We start from the raw sequence: 16,184 nt of genomic DNA on the forward strand, positions 1-16,184 counted from the left end.
CACGATGCTGATTATTTCGTTCCCCCACAACCCCACCACCCGGTGTGTGGACCAGGACTTCTTCAAGCGCATCGTGGAGTATGCCCATAAGTACCACGTGTATATTATCCATGACTTCGCTTACGCCGACCTGGTCTTTGATGACTATAAGGCCCCCAGCTTCCTCCAGGTGCCCGGCGCCAAAGAGGTGGGGGTGGAGCTGTTCTCGCTGTCCAAGAGCTACAACATGCCCGGCTGGCGCATGGGGTTTGTGGTGGGCAACCAGCGCCTGGTCCACGCTTTAACCCGCATCAAGAGCTACCTGGATTACGGCGTCTTCCAGCCCATCCAGATCGCCTCCATCATCGCCTTAAACGGCCCCTACGACTGCGTGGAGCAGACCGTGGCGGTCTATAAAGAGCGGCGGGACGCCCTGTGCCGGGGCCTGCACAACATCGGCTGGCGGGTGGAACCCCCCAAGGGCACCATGTTCGTCTGGGCCCGCATCCCCAAAAAGTTTCGGCACCTGGGCTCTGTGGAATTCTCCATGATGACCATCCGGGAGGCCAAGGTCGCGGTAGCCCCAGGCCTGGGCTTCGGCGAGTTCGGGGATGAATACGTGCGCTTCGCCCTGGTGGAAAACGTCCACCGCACCAATCAAGCCGTCCGGGGCCTGCGCAAAGTCCTGCGCATGAGCCTGGAAGAACTGGGCCTGCCCGCGCCGGAGAAGCCGGAGAAGTGAGATTATTTTGAGGGAGGAGGCCAGGGCCGAAAGCCCCTGCACTTATGAAAAACTCCCTCAAACTTCCTCCCCCAACCCCGAAAAGGGGCAATGGGAGAGAGGCTTTTATGCTCTGAAAATGCCCTTGGTGGCACAGGCGTCTCGCCTGTGCAAACGCAGGCTGAAATCCGCGGGTTCTGACACTGCCAAGGGGCTGCGATGCTGCACTTCAGTTTTCTGAAAATGACTCTCGTAGGGCGCGTCTTACGCGCCAAAAATGGTGCGTGAGACGCACCCTTCTTTAATTTTCATGGTTTTGAGTGTTCCCTTGGAACATGAATGGCTCGTTCCCAAGTTGCACTTGGGAACGCAATTATGGCCCAAGCTGGGCTTGGGCACATTAATCACTAATTCCGCTCTTATAGGAATATCCTCTTGTCCCCAAGCTCCTGCTTGGGGACGCATCTGGATGCCAAGCTCTGCTTGGCAAAACCTGTCAACGTCACAATGAGCAGATTTTGCTTCTAGCTCCTAAACCGCAGCTTGCAATCCGCTGGATCAATCAAGAAAATCTAACTAGGTTGAGATTCTTGATATTGGAACCATATCTGGAATTTTTAACGGACCGACGTTAAGTAGGGAAATGGCAAGATATATCGCTTGCTTAGATGCTTAGAATTTCTCTATAGACATATTTAGCTAAAGCATCCCAACTTACTTTTTGATGTAACCTCTCTTCACTTTGCCAGTCTTCAGGAGAGATAGAGCAACCCTCAATTGTCACACATTTTGATGGAAAATCAGGTAAATAAGCGTGCAATTGGGCAGTCCATTGAGCTAAATTAGATTTTTCCATATCTACCACCATGGCCTCCCAAGAATACCAAAAAGGCCAAGCCTTAGCTTGTCTGACCTGATATCCCGCCGTTACTAAAACAGGGTTAAAAATAACACCATATTTTAGCCTGCTTCCCTTAATATCAAGCCCTCTTTCCCATTGGATCTTTTCATCAAGTCCCACTACTACAATACTTTTTCCACCTATGTCTTCGATTAGGCGCAAAACCGCAGCAATCGTCAATGCCGGGCGGAGAAAATCTAAAGCAGCAGATGTTTTGATATCTTCCTGGATTTTTGTATCGTAAGTTTTAGTGTTTATAGCCACAAGTTCCGCAAGAGTAAAGTCCGAGATTACCTTTTGGAAATAACTATGCATTTTGTGACATGAATCCGTTTTAGGTTTATATAAGTCACTCATGAATGAAAAATCAATATCTATTAAATTGCGTTGCAGCATATACTTTTTTAGATTTCGCATGAATTCTTCAGATTCATTTCGAGGAGTGTCTTTTGCACCACAGTCAGCTATTAGCACATGCACTTTCCACCCGAGAAGAGTTAGCAACCTGATAATTTCAACTTGTCCTCGATGGATAGCATTTACTAAATCTCTGGGAACTACAGGCCAGATTATTGAGGCCGGATTGGCGACATCGTTAACTGAGAAATTGGATATTACCACTGATGCATTTTTAAGATGCTCTATTATCAAAGGGGCCAACCCATATTCCGGGTCATCACCTCCAAGGGTGCACCAATCTAAAGAATATAACGTTTGCTTTGGAGGCTTCTCAATACCTTTTAACTCAAAATCCCCGCAATATTTAAAATATTTCCCAGCCTTGTAAGACTCCCAAATAGTCTCAAAGGCATTTACCAACCCTTCATTCACCCAAACCTCACCAGGAATAGCGAGACCTTCAACTCTGGATGCTTGGTTTGGACCTGATCCAAAAACGTCATCTCCATCAGGTTCTGCTACCCCTAGATACAATGCGATTCTAATTTGAAACGGGCTTCTGCTCTGACATGGTCGAGGAAAATAATATTGCTGGAGTTGCACGGCAAATTTTAAGGCAGATTTAAGTTCATTAAAGGTAATCATGTGCGCATCGCCGATGCTTTTAATATATTTACCTCCAACAGATTCGGCTAATAACTTACCTACTCGCAAATAATCTTCGCGAAAAGGCTTAATTTTATCATGGCCAAGTTGTGCCGTAAGATTGGTAAAGTCTTTTAGATCAGCAAAACATGTTACTTCCACCCTGCTACCCATCTCCATCTCCTCATCTGGCGGTAGAGAAATTTAAGTATCGTGCACCATGTGCCTGCATATCAATCTTATGCAATAACATTTCTAATCTTGGCCGCTTAGGATATTCTTCATCCAATATAACTTTTCCACATTCAACATTTGACTCAGTTCTGAACGTGCCATCCGGGGAAACCAATATAACTTCATTTGCGGTTTTATTGTGGGCTACCTGAACAGCCATTCTGCGATTCCAATCCTTTTTGTATTTAGAAAGAAGCTCCTTTTGTGTATATTCGATGAATCTCATTCTTGTCTGCTTCGACATTTTAAGCTTATCATATGCTTGTTGCTGTTCGATGGAAGGAGCTACCATAAGGATTCGCCATCCACTTACTTTCAATTTAAATAATTTGTCTCCAAAAGATAATAAATCGCTAGAATTAATTTTCGTCGCTACAGTTTGTACAGCGATTCTAACATTTTCATTAATACATTGACACAATGCACTTATGGCAGCATCTACAGTACTTGGATGAATATTCCGCAATTTAGGATACATTTTATTTACTGGCCGAAGCTCATCGTTAATTTGTGGCCGTTCAGAATCAATTGAAATCCGGACAAATACATTGTATTGCTTAAATATTTTTAAGTGATTAGAATTAAATGTATATGCGCTTGTATCAATTATAATTCCTGTCTTTTTATGAAGTAATGCGATCGCCTTTTCTAAATGATGGCTAAACAAAGGGTCACCCCCAGTCAAAACAACCACTAGGGGTTTAAACGATAAGATTGCCTCGGCAATTTCATCGATCTCATTTTCATCAGGTTCCTGGCACTTGCCTCTCATCAGATCTTCGGCATAGCAGTATTGACACGCCAAGGGACAATTACCTGTTAATAGCCAGTTTATCAGAATAGGGCGATTGGGATTGGGTAGTATTTTCCAAGCATCAGCATTTGGTAATAGATGAGGAATAGGATATTCGACATCCTTCAAGGGGATAGACCAGCCCGGGCCTAATGCTTTTTCATATTCAACTGAAGGGGCTTTGTCAGATTTCTGCTCAAGCCACATGAGTACTTTCTTACTGTCTTCCTCTCTACAGGCAAAAACTAAACCCAAATAAGGAGAATATACGAAAAGACCAAAACCTTCGTCTTCACGTACAAACAATCCAGATTTCGTATGCAAAACATTCTTAAGGGTCATTTTCTCCACACCTTTATGGTGTATTCCATGTGTCGTGCTCTAAGTCCCTTTGCTCTCGGGTTTATTGAACCTAAGTGGGACATTTCACGGGTGAGGTCCCTATCTATTTCGGCATCGAACCCGAGATTGCGCCAGATTTCGACTACGGCATCAGAAATAGGGACAACTATATTCCTGGTTGTATTGTTCACAACGATAATATAACCCTCAAAATTATTACTTAACGCCTTGGATATATTCAAGAATGCTTTTTCAAGTTCGGAAAAATAACTCGCAAAATAAGGTATATAGTAGACTTTGTTATCATAACAAGCATCTTTAGTTTTACCTTTGAAATTATCGATGCTTGAAAGAAATTTCTTAGCGGATGTACTACTGATTGTATATCCTTTACCCTCGTTATGAGCTTTTATTGAAGAGACATATACAGTCCCAATTAGTGTGCGAGTAAAAGGGTAGCCACCAATTAGCTGCATATTAGTTAATTCGACTAAGAAAGCATTTTCTGGAGCAAACATCGAGGAATAATCTTGGCTGTTTGGAAATGGAGGGGATGTTATCATGGCTGCAAACTTGCTCTCAGGCAACTCTATGGTTCTACAATCACCATAGATAACTTGATGGCGAAATACTTTACAAACAGAAGGGTCTGAGATTGACAACAGTCTTTCCACAACTGCATTAATATAATCATAAAAATCTGTTTGCCACCCGGTATAAACACATATGCCTCCGCGCTTGATATGTATCACAATATTACCTGTAACAGATGATGAAAACCTTCCAACAAATGGCAATAAAAATGCTAAGCATAGCTCCTCAGTGTTACAAATTGATAAATCCATTTCATTTAGTATTTTCTTACATAAATAAAATAGACGTAGTAATATTCTTTTAGATTCATCTGGAAACCAATCTTTTGAAACACTAGCTTTTACTTTAGCCTGTGGCCAATTCTTGCGATACTCTTTCAACCTCTGAGCAAGTGTAATGAACTTCATTGCATTGCCGGGATGTATTAAAACCTGCCATAAATATGCTGGTGGATTATATTCAATTGAATATGCTGAAACACCCCGCTTAGAACAATATGACATTAATGTACCATATCCTGCCATGGGGTCTAAAATCTCTCGCCGCTCTGCCAACTTCTGCACTAACGGAAATACTTTATCTTCTTCAAAGGCCGCATACGTGCGCCCACTTTTTAGCAAAGCACGATATAATCCACGTATACAAGACAAGTTTCCGAGTTTATCCACTCAGTTTGCTCTCCTACCAGACTAATCAATGGTTTGGACTTTTGATCTATGCTTTACACCATATGGAAATTATAGCCTATCTGCCATGGGGGTGAGGAAAAATTTAGCTCACTTTTAATTGGTTTTCAAGTTTCGTCAGATCGTGCGACTTAAAATATTCATGGGTTGGTGTGTGTCGCTCACTGCTATATATGTGTACCTTAGGTCATAAAAAATAGATATTCGATATAGTTATCATAAGTGCGCGTCCGATGATACGCCAAGAGAGAAAAATCTATCAGCCCGTAGGGCGGGAAAGCGCAGCGCATCCCGCCTAACCTGCCCCTGATGAAAATTGTCATTCTGAACACCGTGCAGCATCTCGCTTTTTCGGCAAGTTGAAACCTTTCCCTGCGTTCAGACAGCCCCGAAAACCGGTTTTGCCATGGCTTCCAGGCTCGCTGAGAACCTTCTTCGTCGAATTCGGGTCAATGATACTTTCTTTTCTGGCAATTCCCCTAACCTGCCTCTATAGTGAGCCAAAACCCTCGTCTCAACTGCCAGGGCTTTGGTCTCCGGCCAGTAGCACAGGCTTTCCAGCCTGTGCAGACCGTGATTTAGGCCCAATGCTGTTCACTTAAGCAATTGTAGGGGCGGGGTTTCCCCGCCCTGGCTTAAACGTGCCATGGGTTGGGCGGGCAAACCCCGCCCCTACAGCCAATTTTTGCGGCGGAAAGATTTTCCTATGATCCTTTTAACCAGATTCATGCGCCCAATATTCGCACCCTTGTTCCGGTCCGGCCGGTTTTCTGCGAAACCTTCCGTAACCCTGCGATACAGCACCGGAACCTGGACCGCTGCCAGCGGCACAACGGCGGATGCGCTGTGGCACTACCGCGGGACAACCGCGCTTGAGAGCGGGAGGCCTGCGTTTGAAAGAGCAACAATATCGCAATGTTGCGGTTCAGCGTCCCGGTGTTTTTTCTTATTTGTTCTAAAAGGCGGTCAAAGCAGGATTTCACAAGGGTGCTAGTTGCCCTTAAAAAATCTGCAAATATCTAACATGCTGTTTATTCAGTCATTTTTGGGGACAGCCCGAATCGCGAGCAACCCATTGAAAATACAAGATTATTCACTGCGATCCCAATGACCTTGCAAGAAATGTGGTTTTCCAATGGGTTATTTTTGATAGAAACATCTGGGATATGACCCCAGGCATTTGTTAAAATGAGACTCTGCGCGGCGCACAAATTGATAGCCGGGAGAATTGAGGTTTTGAAATGGCCTGTAAAAGAGATTCACTGGGATGCAGATGAAAGCCATTAACATCGGCCTGATCGGTTTTGGCACGGTAGGGGAGGGGGTGGTGCGTCTGCTCACCGAGCAGCAGGAGTTGTTGGCCCGGCGCCTGGGAGTCCCCCTGATCCTGAAGAAGGTGGCGGACCTGGACCTTGAGCGGCCCCGGGCCGTGACGCTCCCCGCGGACCACCTTACCACCCGGGCGGCCGACATCCTTATTGACCCGGAAATCGACATCGTGGTGGAACTCATCGGCGGTACCGGCGCCGCTCGGGAGTATGTCCTTTCGGCAATTGCGGGGAAAAAGCACGTGGTCACCGCCAACAAGGCCCTTCTGGCCCACCACGGCAATGATTTATTGGCGGCCGCGGCGGCCGCTGGGGTGGAGATCGCCTTCGAGGCCTCGGTGTGCGGTGGTATTCCCATCATTCTGGCCCTGCGCCAGGGGTTGACTGCCAACCGGGTCCAGGAGTTGTTCGGCATCCTTAATGGCACTGCTAATTACATCCTCACCCAGATGACTGGCAGCGGCGCCTCCTATGCCCAGGCCCTGGCCGAGGCCCAGGCCCAAGGGTTCGCCGAAGCCGATCCCACCCTGGACGTGGAAGGCATCGATACCGCCCATAAGTTGGCCATCCTCATGAGTTTAGCCTATGGGGCCCAGTTGGACCTGGAGTCCATCGCGGTAGAAGGCATCAGCCGGCTTAACCCTGTGGACCTACAATTCGCCGGGGAATTCGGCTACTGTCTCAAACTTCTGGCCATTACCCGGGATGACGGGCACCGGGTGGAGGCTCGGGTCCATCCCACCCTGGTCCCTCGGGACCACATGCTGGCTAACGTCAGTGGCGCCATGAACGCCGTGTACCTCACCGGCGACGCAGTGGGTCCCATCCTCCTCTACGGCCAGGGAGCCGGTATGATGCCCACGGCCAGCGCCGTGGTGAGTGATATCATAGAATTGGCCCGCAATCTCATCTGCGGGGTGCCCGGGCGGGTGCCGGCCCTGGGATGGGAATCGGCTCTCACCACCCGGCGGCTCATCAAGCCCATTAATGACCTGGTGACCAATTACTACCTGCGCTTTTCGGCCCTGGACCAGCCCGGGGTGCTGTCCCAGGTCTCGGGTATCCTGGGGAAACACAATATCAGCATCGCCGCGGTGATCCAAAAGGGCCGGGAAGTGGCAGGCACGGTACCCATAGTTATGATCACCCACGAGGCCCGGGAGGCTGACGCCCGTCAAGCCATGGCCGAGATTGACGAGCTGCCCAGCGTCTCCCCCCCCACCGTGTTTTACCGCATCGAAGACCCGCACCTCCACTCTGCCCAGATTTAACGGCGAGGCGGACCTGCGTGTCACCCATCAGGGGGCCGAAAGTGTGGGGAGGGAAGGCCGAAGTCAGATTAACCTGGCTTCTGATTGTTCTGGCCCCTCGGCGCTCCCCCGGGTTTCACTAAACCCGGTTCTGGTTGGAATCCACGCACTCATGCCTTTTTTCCTGAGAAAAATTAAAGTAAATCGTAAGATTGGTCGACAGTATAGGGCAACATCACTATTGCATGTACAAGCAGGTCATATATTGTGGTGAAAGGAGATTTTGATGAGCGATTTTTGGGCCTTCCGGACCATGGTCACTCCGGTCATCATCCAGATTATTTTCTGGGTTGGCGCCCTCATGTGTCTTATAGTCGGGGCAGGCATGATAATCATGGGAGTCAGTGCCCATCAATCGGGTCTGGGACATTATATCTGGAAAGGGATCTTGCTGTTCATTCTCGGCCCCCTGGGAGTCCGGCTCTATTGTGAGATTTTGATCGTCTTTTTCCGCATCAACGAGACTCTAACAGAGATCAAGCACGATCTCGAACGGCGGTCCCAGGCATAAGCGGTGGGCCCCCCCGAAAATTGGGCCGGGAGACCAAGTTGGAAGATAATGGAGCGGGACCAGGCACAAGCGTGCATAATCTATATCTGTAAGGAGGTATATGGACCATGAAGAAGAGAGCGGTTTTAGTCTATGCGGTACTGGTGGCGGTAATTGGCATCTTTTTGGTGGGCTGCGTCACGGCGCCTTCCGGCTCCTCGACTCCAACCCAGGCGGACCTATTGGCGCAGGCCGGGTTTAAAGCACACACGCCGAAGAGCCCCCAAAGAGTGGCCCTGGTTGACACCCTGCCAGCCAAGAAAGTGGTTTTAAATCAGTATAATAAACCCCTCTATATGGTGTGCACCGATCAGGACACCAATCAGTGCTATTTGGGTGACAAGGCGGCCTATGACCGTTATCAGCAAATGGCCATCCAGAATGCCTTTTCTGAAGACCAGCACAAGGTGTCGGAGCAGCGCTCGGACCCCGAGTGGTGGAACATGTGGGTGGATTCCCAGGGCGGCGGTTGATTCTTTGCCGCAGGATCACCGAGGGGTCTAAAATTGGCCCAGGGGAGATAAAGGGGGGCAAGCCCCAGAGGTAGAATTATATCTTCAAAGAGGATATACGGAGCATGAGAACCAGAGCGGCTCTACTCTATGCGATGCTGGCGGTGGTAATTGGTTTATTTATTGTGGGCTGCGTCACGGCCCCATCCAGCAGTCCGGCCACATCGCAGGCGGACTTGCTGGCGCAGGCCGGATTTACCCTGCGAACGGCGGACACCCCAAAAAGATTGGCCTACATCAATTCCCTGCCGGCTCAAAAAGTGGTGCAGCAAAATTATAAAGGCAAGACCCATTATGTAGTCTGCCCCGACCCCAGCACCAAGCAGTGCTATGTGGGGGATGAGGGGGCGTATCAACGTTATCAGCAATTGAGCCTCCAGCAAAACATCTCCGCAGAGCGGCACGCGGTGTCAGAGCAGCATTGGGACCCCGAGTACTGGACCCTATACGCGGATTCCCAGGGCGCAGGCCGATAGACTCAATGGGCAGGACCGCCTGAGGGGATTGTGGCAATCCCTTCAGGCTTTCCTTTCCCATGGCAGAACAATTCCAACCTTGCCGATAAACCTGTCCTGTTTCCTGCCTTGCCCACCTGCGCCTCACCGGTTATTATTAAAAAAGGCTCGCGTTGGATTTTCCCGGATGCGGGGCCGGCGTGAGTAATTTTCTCAGGCTCACTCTTCCTGAGTAAGGAACAGGTCTGTCATGAAATATGTCATTTTGGTGGGCGACGGCATGGGGGATTACCCCGTGGCCGAGTTGGGGGGCAAGACTCCTTTGGAGGCTGCGGCTACCCCACATTTGGACGAACTGGCCCGGCGGGGCGATCTGGGGTTGGCCCGTACTATTCCGCCGGGGAAAGAACCGGGCAGCGACATCGCCAATCTGGCCATCATGGGGTACGATCCGGTGCGTTACCATACCGGGCGGGCCCCCCTGGAGGCTGCGGCCCTGGGGGTGGAATTGGGGCCTGAAGAGGTGGCTTTTCGCTGCAACCTGGTCACCCTGCGCCATGAGGGCCCTCAGCTTTTTATGGAGGATTACTCTGCCGGACACATCACCAGCGCCGAGGCCAAAGACCTCATTGCCGCTCTGGAAGCCGCTCTGGGCCGGGACGGACGCCGCTTTTTCCCGGGAGTGAGCTACCGCCATCTCCTGGTGTGGCGTGAAGGGGACGCCGCCTGGCGTACTTACCCACCCCATGACTGGACCGGCCAGGCAGTGGGCCACCTCATGAGCGGAGATGCTCAGCCCCTATGGGACTTGGTTCGGGCCTCGTGGCCGGTGCTTGCCGATTTGGATGTTAACCGGCGCCGGCTGGCGGCCGGAAAAAGACCTGCCACCTCCATCTGGCTCTGGGGCCAGGGTCGGTCCCCCCAAATGCCCACGTTGCAGGAGCGTTTTGGCCTGAGTGGCGCGGTGATCTCGGCGGTGGACTTGATCCGGGGCATCGGCAAGTACGCCGGGTTGAGTTCCATCCTAGTTCCCGGCGCTACGGGTTTTTTGGACACCAATTACGCCGGCAAGGTGGCCGCGGCTATAGAGGCTTTGAAAGAGATGGACCTGGTCTTTGTGCACGTGGAGGCCCCGGATGAAGCGGGCCATAGCGGCGAACTGTCTTTGAAGCTCCAAGCCATCGAAGACTTCGACGCCAAGGTGGTGGGGCCGATGATGGCCGGGTTGGAGAAGTTGGGGGACTTTCGGGTCCTGGTGCTTTGCGATCACCTCACCCCCCTGGCGCTCCGCACCCACACCGATGAGCCGGTGCCCTATGTCCTCTATGATTCCCGGACCCCGGGAGACCAGCCCCGGCCATACACCGAGGCCGCGGCCCAGGCCACCGGAGTCATCCTGGAACAGGGCGCTGACCTGCTGACCCGGTTACTGCAGCGGTAACGAAGAGATAAGAATCCTTACGCAAAAGGGGGGACCCCGTAGGTCACCCCTTTTTTTTGCCGTTATTGGGTAGTGGTTAAAATTCAGGCTATTGCCCTAATTCTCAAAAAATTAAGCCACTCTCTTAATTATTTTCCTCTTGGATGATTCTGCCTAGTGAGGAAAAAGAAAATCCCTGGTTTCCCAGGGTGCCCAGCATCAAGCAATCGATGATGGGTTCGTTCACCGGTTTTTCGGCGTGCCATTGCACAATAAAATTTGCGCCCACACCTTCATCACCTCTTTTGGGTTCCTTGACGATGACCCGTGTGGCCGCCAGAGGCTTGAGGGTGACCGGTTTTTCCAAATATTTATAAGCCAGTTTGCCGTCGGTATCATAATGATCGATTCGGTCTAGCGTAATGGGCTGCGACGGGTCGGTATTATGGATAATGAGATTGGCCCTTAAGGGAACCACCATTAACATGGGCGGGCCGCTTATTACATTGGCATAACTGGGGATATAGACGGTTTGACCCTTTACCATTTTGGCTGCACCCAAGGCCGAGGCGCTGAAGTTAAAAAGTAGCATAGTTGCCACTATGGCCGTCACAGCCATCTGTTTTACATTTTTACTCAACATGGATTCTCCTCCAGGCAGGCAAGGATAGGAGTGGGTGTTTATTGCCTTATCGACCAGATAATTAAGGGACTAAAAACGCGGGCACGGATTTTTTTCGGAGCCCTGGAATCATATTGGTGAAAAATATCCTTGGTTTTTCTTTATACCAGATTCTTGAGGCAGCGTACGGCGTTCTGGAAAAGGGCCAAGCCGGCGCCGACTCGATCCGGATAGGGTTCGCCCTGACGTCGGAAGGGTTCTTTATCCCGGGTCCAGGCGGGATGCTGGAAAGAAGAGATATGGGCTTCGGGGTGGGGCATGAGGCCCAGGACCCGGCCGGTGGTGTCACAGATACCGGCGATGTCCAGGAGGGAACCGTTGGGGTTATAGGGAAACCGGCCCAGGGCCGCTTTTCCTGAAGGCGTGGCATATTTCAGGGCGATCTGGCCCCGGTCGGCCAGCTCCGCCAGGACCGGGCCATCGGCGTAAAATTTCCCCTCGCCATGGCGGATGGGTAGCTCCAGAAGGTCGATCCCCTGGGTAAACACGCACTTTGACGGCATGGCCTTGAGGTGGACCCAGGCATCCCGGAAGTTGCCGCAATCGTTGGGGATCAATGCAGTCAGCCGGGCGGTGGCGTGCCCGGGCAGGCCCGGCAGCAGCCCCAGGTTAACCAGAACCTGGAAGCCGTTACAGATACCGATGACCAGGCGGCCCGCGGCGATAAATTCTTGTAGGGCGGAGCCCAAGGCCAGCTTTAATCTCAAAGCCAGAATGACTCCGGCGCCGTGGTCATCCCCCCAGGAAAACCCTCCGGGCACGGCCAGAAGGTGGTAGTCCCAGAGTAGGCCCGGATTTTCCAAGAGATCGGTGGTGTGGACCCGCACCGCGTCGGCCCCGGCCTGGGAAAGCGCGAAGGCGGTTTCATAGTCACAGTTCAGACCGTAGCCATACAGAACTAAGGCTTTGGGCCTTAGCTCCGGGTTTTCGGTTTGCGGTTTTCGGTTCCGGGTATTCATAAATCAGATGGCAAAGATAACAGTTAATAGGTTGGTGGGCAATGCCCGCCCTGCTTAATTTTATTGAGCCGACACACGAAAAAAAAAGTGTCCCATTGGATCTTTAAAAAGTATTATAGTATTATCAATATGTTATCTATTAAATCAGTTTTCGCTGGTGCGATTTTAGCGATTTTGTCCCGCGTGTGTAGCACCCTTGTCCCGCCGCGGTGTGCTTCTGTCCCGCCAGCATGCGTTCTATTCCCGTCTGTCACGCGTTCAATTTCCGCCCAGAGGCGGCAGTGTATCGGCCACAGGGCCTGCGGAGGCGGGACGTTTCGACTGCAACCCGCCTGAGGCGCAGTTAAACATGGAGAAGCAAGGGTTTCCAGAAAAGAATGAACAGTTGACCCGCAATTATGTCATCCTAAACGAAAAATCAGGAGTGATGGCTTTGGAAAAAATCCTTCTTTTTCCATTCACCCTAACTCCCTCCCCCAGGGGTGAGATGAGATTAAATTAAATAAAACAATGACATATAGATGTTCAGCCATAAGGCGAGAGGAAATAGTTAAACTTTCTTTGAAACCATTATGGGTGTTCTCACAACGAAGTATGAAAATGTAAGGATGGCGGGCACGGAGGCCCGCCCCACCGGCACAGAGGCCCGCCCCAACAGCGGGTTTAATGGCGGGCAGTGTCCGCCCTACACCTGTGAAAGGCGGGGTGCGCTGCGCTTTCCCGCCCCACGGCTACGGGTCCCTGACCCCTGGTTTCCTACTTCTTCCCGGTCTTCTTCTTGGGAGCCGCCTTGGTCGTCTTCTTTTCTTCCCGCTTCTGTTTCTGGGCTTCCAGTTCGATGACCTTTTCCCGCTTCACTTCCACCCGTTTGGCCTGTTTGCGCCAGGCATAGACGATGGGGCTGGCCACGAAGACGGAGGAGTAGGTGCCCACCAGCACGCCCAAGATCATGGCCAGGGCGAAGTCCCGCAAGACCACGCCGCCGAAGAAGAACAGCGCCACCACCACCAGGAACACGGTAGTGCTGGTGATGATGGTCCGGGAGAGCACCTCGTTAACGCTGAGATTGATGATGTCTCCCAGTCTGCCCCTTTTCCGGGCCAGATTTTCCCGGATGCGGTCGAAGACCACCACGGTATCTGTAAGGGAGTAGCCCGCCAGGGTCAAGAGGGCGGTGACCACCAGCAGGGTGATCTCGACGTTGAACAGCCAGAAGATGCCCAGGACGGCCAAGACGTCGTGAAAGGTGGCAATAGTGGCGCCGATGCCGAAGATGAATTCGAAGCGCCAGGCGATGTAGATAATGATGCCGAGCATGGAGATGATGATGGCCACGATGGCCTTGTTGCGCAGGTCACCGCTGATCGAGGCCCCGATCTCCTGTTTGCCGATAACCTTGAACTGATTGTCGGGCATGGCTTTATTGAGCATATCGGCCAGGTGCTCGGACATCTGCCCCACGGAAGACTCGGACTTTTTGAGTTTGACCATGAGCTCCTTGCCGCCTTCAATCTGCTGAATCTCGGCGTGTCCCCAGCCTTCTTTGTTGAGGGCGTCCCGGACCGCGTTGACGGTGAAGGGCTTGGCTGCGGTCATCTCGACCAAAGCGCCGCCGCTGAACTCCACTCCCAGGTTGCCCTGGCCACGGGAGAGCTGCACGAAGGCCACCAGGCCCAAAATCGCCAAGGCCCCGGAAATGGCGAAGGCGTAATGGCGCCAGCCGATGAAGTCGATGTTGCGCTGCTTGAAGAATTCGAAAAAGCTGAGCTTTTTCAGCCAGCGCTTGACCAGCAGCCAGTCGTAAACCACCCGGGTGCCGAACAGGGCGGTGAACAGGTTCAGGATGACACCCAGGCTCAGGGTGACGGCAAAGCCCTTGATTGGCCCGGTGCCGAAGAGGAAGAGGGCAAAGGCGGTGATCAGGGTGGTGACGTGGGAGTCGATGATGGTCCAGAAGGCCTTGTCATAGCCGCCGTCGATGCTGGCCTTTAAGGGCTTGCCGGCATGGAACTCCTCTCGCATCCGTTCGTAGATAAGGACGTTGGAGTCCACTGCCATGCCGATGGATAAGATGATGCCGGCTATACCCGGCAGGGTAAGGGTGGCGCCCAAAAGCGACAGACATCCCAGGAGCAGGATGACGTTGAGGATCATGGCGTAGTCGGCCACCAGCCCGGAGAAGCGATAGTAGAAGATCATGAAGCCGATGACCAGGATGGTTGCCAGCAAACCGGCGGTGAGACCTTTTTTGATGGAGTCGGCTCCGAGGGTGGGACCCACGGTGATATTCTGGACGATCTTGACGGTGGCCGGCAGGGCCCCGGCCCGAAGCACGATGGCCAAGTCGTGGGCCTCGGCCGGGGTGTAGGAGCCAGTGATCTGGGCCTTACCGCCGCCGATGCGCTCCTGGATAGCCGGAGCCGATCGGACTACCCCGTCGAGGATGATGGCCAGACGGCGCTTGACGTTTTCCCCGGTGATCTTGCCGAACTCCGTGGCTCCCCGATTATTAAAGTCCACGGATACGTAAGGCTCATTATAGTCGCCGATGCTTACCCTGGCGTTTTTTATCGCGGCGCCGGTGAGGAGGACCTTCTTTTTGAGCAGCAGGGGCTTGCTTTCCAGCCGGCCGGTGTCCCGATTAATGCTTTTTTCGATATAAACTTCATTATCCGCAGGAATCTTATCCGCCAGGGCCTGGTTGAGCTGCTCCCGGGCATAACCGGGTTTCAGGGCGCCGGTTTTGAGGGCCTGCTCGATCAATTCGGGCAGATTGACCTGGGCCTGATCATCCACCAGCTTGAATTCCAACTGGGCCGTCTGGCCGATAAGGTCCAGGGCCCGCTGGGGGTCCTGGATGCCGGGAAGCTGGACCACGATCTGGTCGGAGCCCTGGCGCACCAGGACCGGTTCGGTCACCCCGAACTGATCGATGCGGTTACGGAGAACCTCGAGGCTCTGGGACAGGGTGCGTTCCCGGATCTGGTTGATTTCATCGGGCTTGAGGCTCAGGACAAAGGCCAGACTGCCATCCTGGCGTTGAGGCTCCCCGGCTGCGAGATGGGGGAATTCCTCCTTCAAGAATTTTTGGAAAGCCACCTGTTCGTCTTTGTTCACCAGGGTGACGGGCAGAATATCTTTGGCTACATCTCCCACTTTGAGCGCCAGACCGCGTTTTTTCGCCAATTCGTTCATGTCGGTGGCATCGCGGTTCAAGGCATTACCGATGGCGCTCTCCATATCCACCTGGAGGATCAGATGCATGCCTCCCTTCAGGTCCAATCCTAACTTCAAGCCGCGGCTCACATGCTTTTCCCACCAGCCGGGCAGTTCACCGGTGACGGACGGGAGCACGAAGACAATGGCGATGATGGTGAGGATAAATAAGAAGAGAAACTTTAAGCGAATTGCTCGCAACATGCACCGATCTCCTTAGCTTCGAGGGCGAGTCTGGCGTTGTTTATGTAATTTAACCTTTTAATTTAAAGGGTTATATTATAAAGGCGCACCTGGAAAGCGACTCGTCCTCGTTTAACTTAATCGATAGAAATTACCTGAGAGCTCCCGGATTGTCAAGGTTCTTGGCCCTGTAGACCGTGGCGAATCGGTCAGGTTTTCCGCGGGGCCTCGTCCCAAGCTGTGCCCATATAGCGTTTGGCAAAAGATCCTTAAGG

Annotated in this window: 12 protein-coding genes; 6 read left to right on the forward strand and 6 right to left on the reverse strand. The window is 51.9% G+C overall.

Annotated features, from left to right (window positions below; translation table 11 throughout):
* The coding region (locus WC600_08130; GenBank protein MFA4902700.1) for an aminotransferase class I/II-fold pyridoxal phosphate-dependent enzyme at nt 1-721 on the forward strand (721 nt) is incomplete at its 5' end.
* 643 nt (nt 722-1,364) lie between these two features.
* Here WC600_08130 and WC600_08135 read toward each other — a convergent pair.
* Genes WC600_08135 through WC600_08145 form a run of 3 tightly spaced genes read right to left on the reverse strand, consistent with a single transcriptional unit; the run spans nt 1,365 to nt 5,276 of the window.
* The gene (locus WC600_08135) at nt 1,365-2,819 is read right to left on the reverse strand and encodes an adenylate/guanylate cyclase domain-containing protein (GenBank protein MFA4902701.1); all 1,455 of its coding nucleotides are present in this window, start codon (nt 2,817-2,819) and stop codon (nt 1,365-1,367) included.
* A 10-nt stretch (nt 2,820-2,829) separates the two neighbouring features.
* Nucleotides 2,830-4,014 carry a radical SAM protein gene (locus tag WC600_08140; GenBank protein MFA4902702.1) on the reverse strand — a complete coding sequence of 395 codons (1,185 nt, stop codon included), beginning with the start codon at nt 4,012-4,014 and terminating at the stop codon, nt 2,830-2,832.
* Nucleotides 4,011-5,276, reverse strand: a complete 1,266-nt coding sequence (locus tag WC600_08145; GenBank protein MFA4902703.1) for a hypothetical protein — start codon at nt 5,274-5,276, stop codon at nt 4,011-4,013. The genes WC600_08140 and WC600_08145 overlap by 4 nt, the downstream gene beginning before the upstream one ends.
* Nucleotides 5,277-6,561: 1,285 nt before the next feature.
* On the opposite strand from WC600_08145, the gene WC600_08150 reads away from it, so the two are divergent.
* From WC600_08150 to WC600_08170, 5 genes are all read left to right on the forward strand, one after another.
* Entirely contained in the window at nt 6,562-7,893 is a 1,332-nt protein-coding gene (locus WC600_08150; GenBank protein MFA4902704.1) for a homoserine dehydrogenase, read from the forward strand.
* A gap of 265 nt (nt 7,894-8,158) precedes the next feature.
* The gene (locus WC600_08155) at nt 8,159-8,443 is read left to right on the forward strand and encodes a DUF4282 domain-containing protein (protein MFA4902705.1); all 285 of its coding nucleotides are present in this window, start codon (nt 8,159-8,161) and stop codon (nt 8,441-8,443) included.
* A 107-nt stretch (nt 8,444-8,550) separates the two neighbouring features.
* Entirely contained in the window at nt 8,551-8,955 is a 405-nt protein-coding gene (locus WC600_08160; GenBank protein MFA4902706.1) for a hypothetical protein, read from the forward strand.
* 104 nt (nt 8,956-9,059) lie between these two features.
* Complete coding sequence (locus WC600_08165; protein MFA4902707.1) at nt 9,060-9,470, forward strand: hypothetical protein; 411 nt, start codon at nt 9,060-9,062, stop codon at nt 9,468-9,470.
* A gap of 229 nt (nt 9,471-9,699) precedes the next feature.
* Nucleotides 9,700-10,890 carry a cofactor-independent phosphoglycerate mutase gene (locus WC600_08170; GenBank protein ID MFA4902708.1) on the forward strand — a complete coding sequence of 397 codons (1,191 nt, stop codon included), beginning with the start codon at nt 9,700-9,702 and terminating at the stop codon, nt 10,888-10,890.
* A 124-nt stretch (nt 10,891-11,014) separates the two neighbouring features.
* Here the strand turns inward: WC600_08170 and WC600_08175 are convergent, their stop codons facing one another.
* The 3 genes from WC600_08175 to secD all read right to left on the reverse strand — a co-directional run bounded on the left by WC600_08175 (nt 11,015) and on the right by secD (nt 15,930).
* The gene (locus WC600_08175; protein ID MFA4902709.1) at nt 11,015-11,512 is read right to left on the reverse strand and encodes a DUF3124 domain-containing protein; all 498 of its coding nucleotides are present in this window, start codon (nt 11,510-11,512) and stop codon (nt 11,015-11,017) included.
* A 140-nt stretch (nt 11,513-11,652) separates the two neighbouring features.
* The gene (gene purQ, locus WC600_08180; protein ID MFA4902710.1) at nt 11,653-12,510 is read right to left on the reverse strand and encodes a phosphoribosylformylglycinamidine synthase I; all 858 of its coding nucleotides are present in this window, start codon (nt 12,508-12,510) and stop codon (nt 11,653-11,655) included.
* A gap of 756 nt (nt 12,511-13,266) precedes the next feature.
* The gene (gene secD, locus WC600_08185; GenBank protein MFA4902711.1) at nt 13,267-15,930 is read right to left on the reverse strand and encodes a protein translocase subunit SecD; all 2,664 of its coding nucleotides are present in this window, start codon (nt 15,928-15,930) and stop codon (nt 13,267-13,269) included.
* Nucleotides 15,931-16,184: the final 254 nt, after the last annotated feature.

The organism is Desulfobaccales bacterium, from assembly GCA_041648175.1.
In the GTDB taxonomy this organism is placed as follows: domain Bacteria; phylum Desulfobacterota; class Desulfobaccia; order Desulfobaccales; family 0-14-0-80-60-11; genus 0-14-0-80-60-11.

Excerpts from the sequence above, each read along its gene's own strand:
- WC600_08135 (MFA4902701.1), bottom strand. The coding sequence starts at position 2,819 with ATGGGTAGCAGGGTGGAAGTAACATGTTTTGCTGATCTAAAAGACTTT.
- WC600_08140 (MFA4902702.1), bottom strand. The coding sequence starts at position 4,014 with ATGACCCTTAAGAATGTTTTGCATACGAAATCTGGATTGTTTGTACGT.
- WC600_08150 (MFA4902704.1), top strand. The coding sequence starts at position 6,562 with ATGCAGATGAAAGCCATTAACATCGGCCTGATCGGTTTTGGCACGGTA.
- WC600_08155 (MFA4902705.1), top strand. The coding sequence starts at position 8,159 with ATGAGCGATTTTTGGGCCTTCCGGACCATGGTCACTCCGGTCATCATC.
- WC600_08160 (MFA4902706.1), top strand. The coding sequence starts at position 8,551 with ATGAAGAAGAGAGCGGTTTTAGTCTATGCGGTACTGGTGGCGGTAATT.
- WC600_08165 (MFA4902707.1), top strand. The coding sequence starts at position 9,060 with ATGAGAACCAGAGCGGCTCTACTCTATGCGATGCTGGCGGTGGTAATT.
- WC600_08170 (MFA4902708.1), top strand. The coding sequence starts at position 9,700 with ATGAAATATGTCATTTTGGTGGGCGACGGCATGGGGGATTACCCCGTG.
- WC600_08175 (MFA4902709.1), bottom strand. The coding sequence starts at position 11,512 with ATGTTGAGTAAAAATGTAAAACAGATGGCTGTGACGGCCATAGTGGCA.
- purQ (MFA4902710.1), bottom strand. The coding sequence starts at position 12,510 with ATGAATACCCGGAACCGAAAACCGCAAACCGAAAACCCGGAGCTAAGG.
- secD (MFA4902711.1), bottom strand. The coding sequence starts at position 15,930 with ATGTTGCGAGCAATTCGCTTAAAGTTTCTCTTCTTATTTATCCTCACC.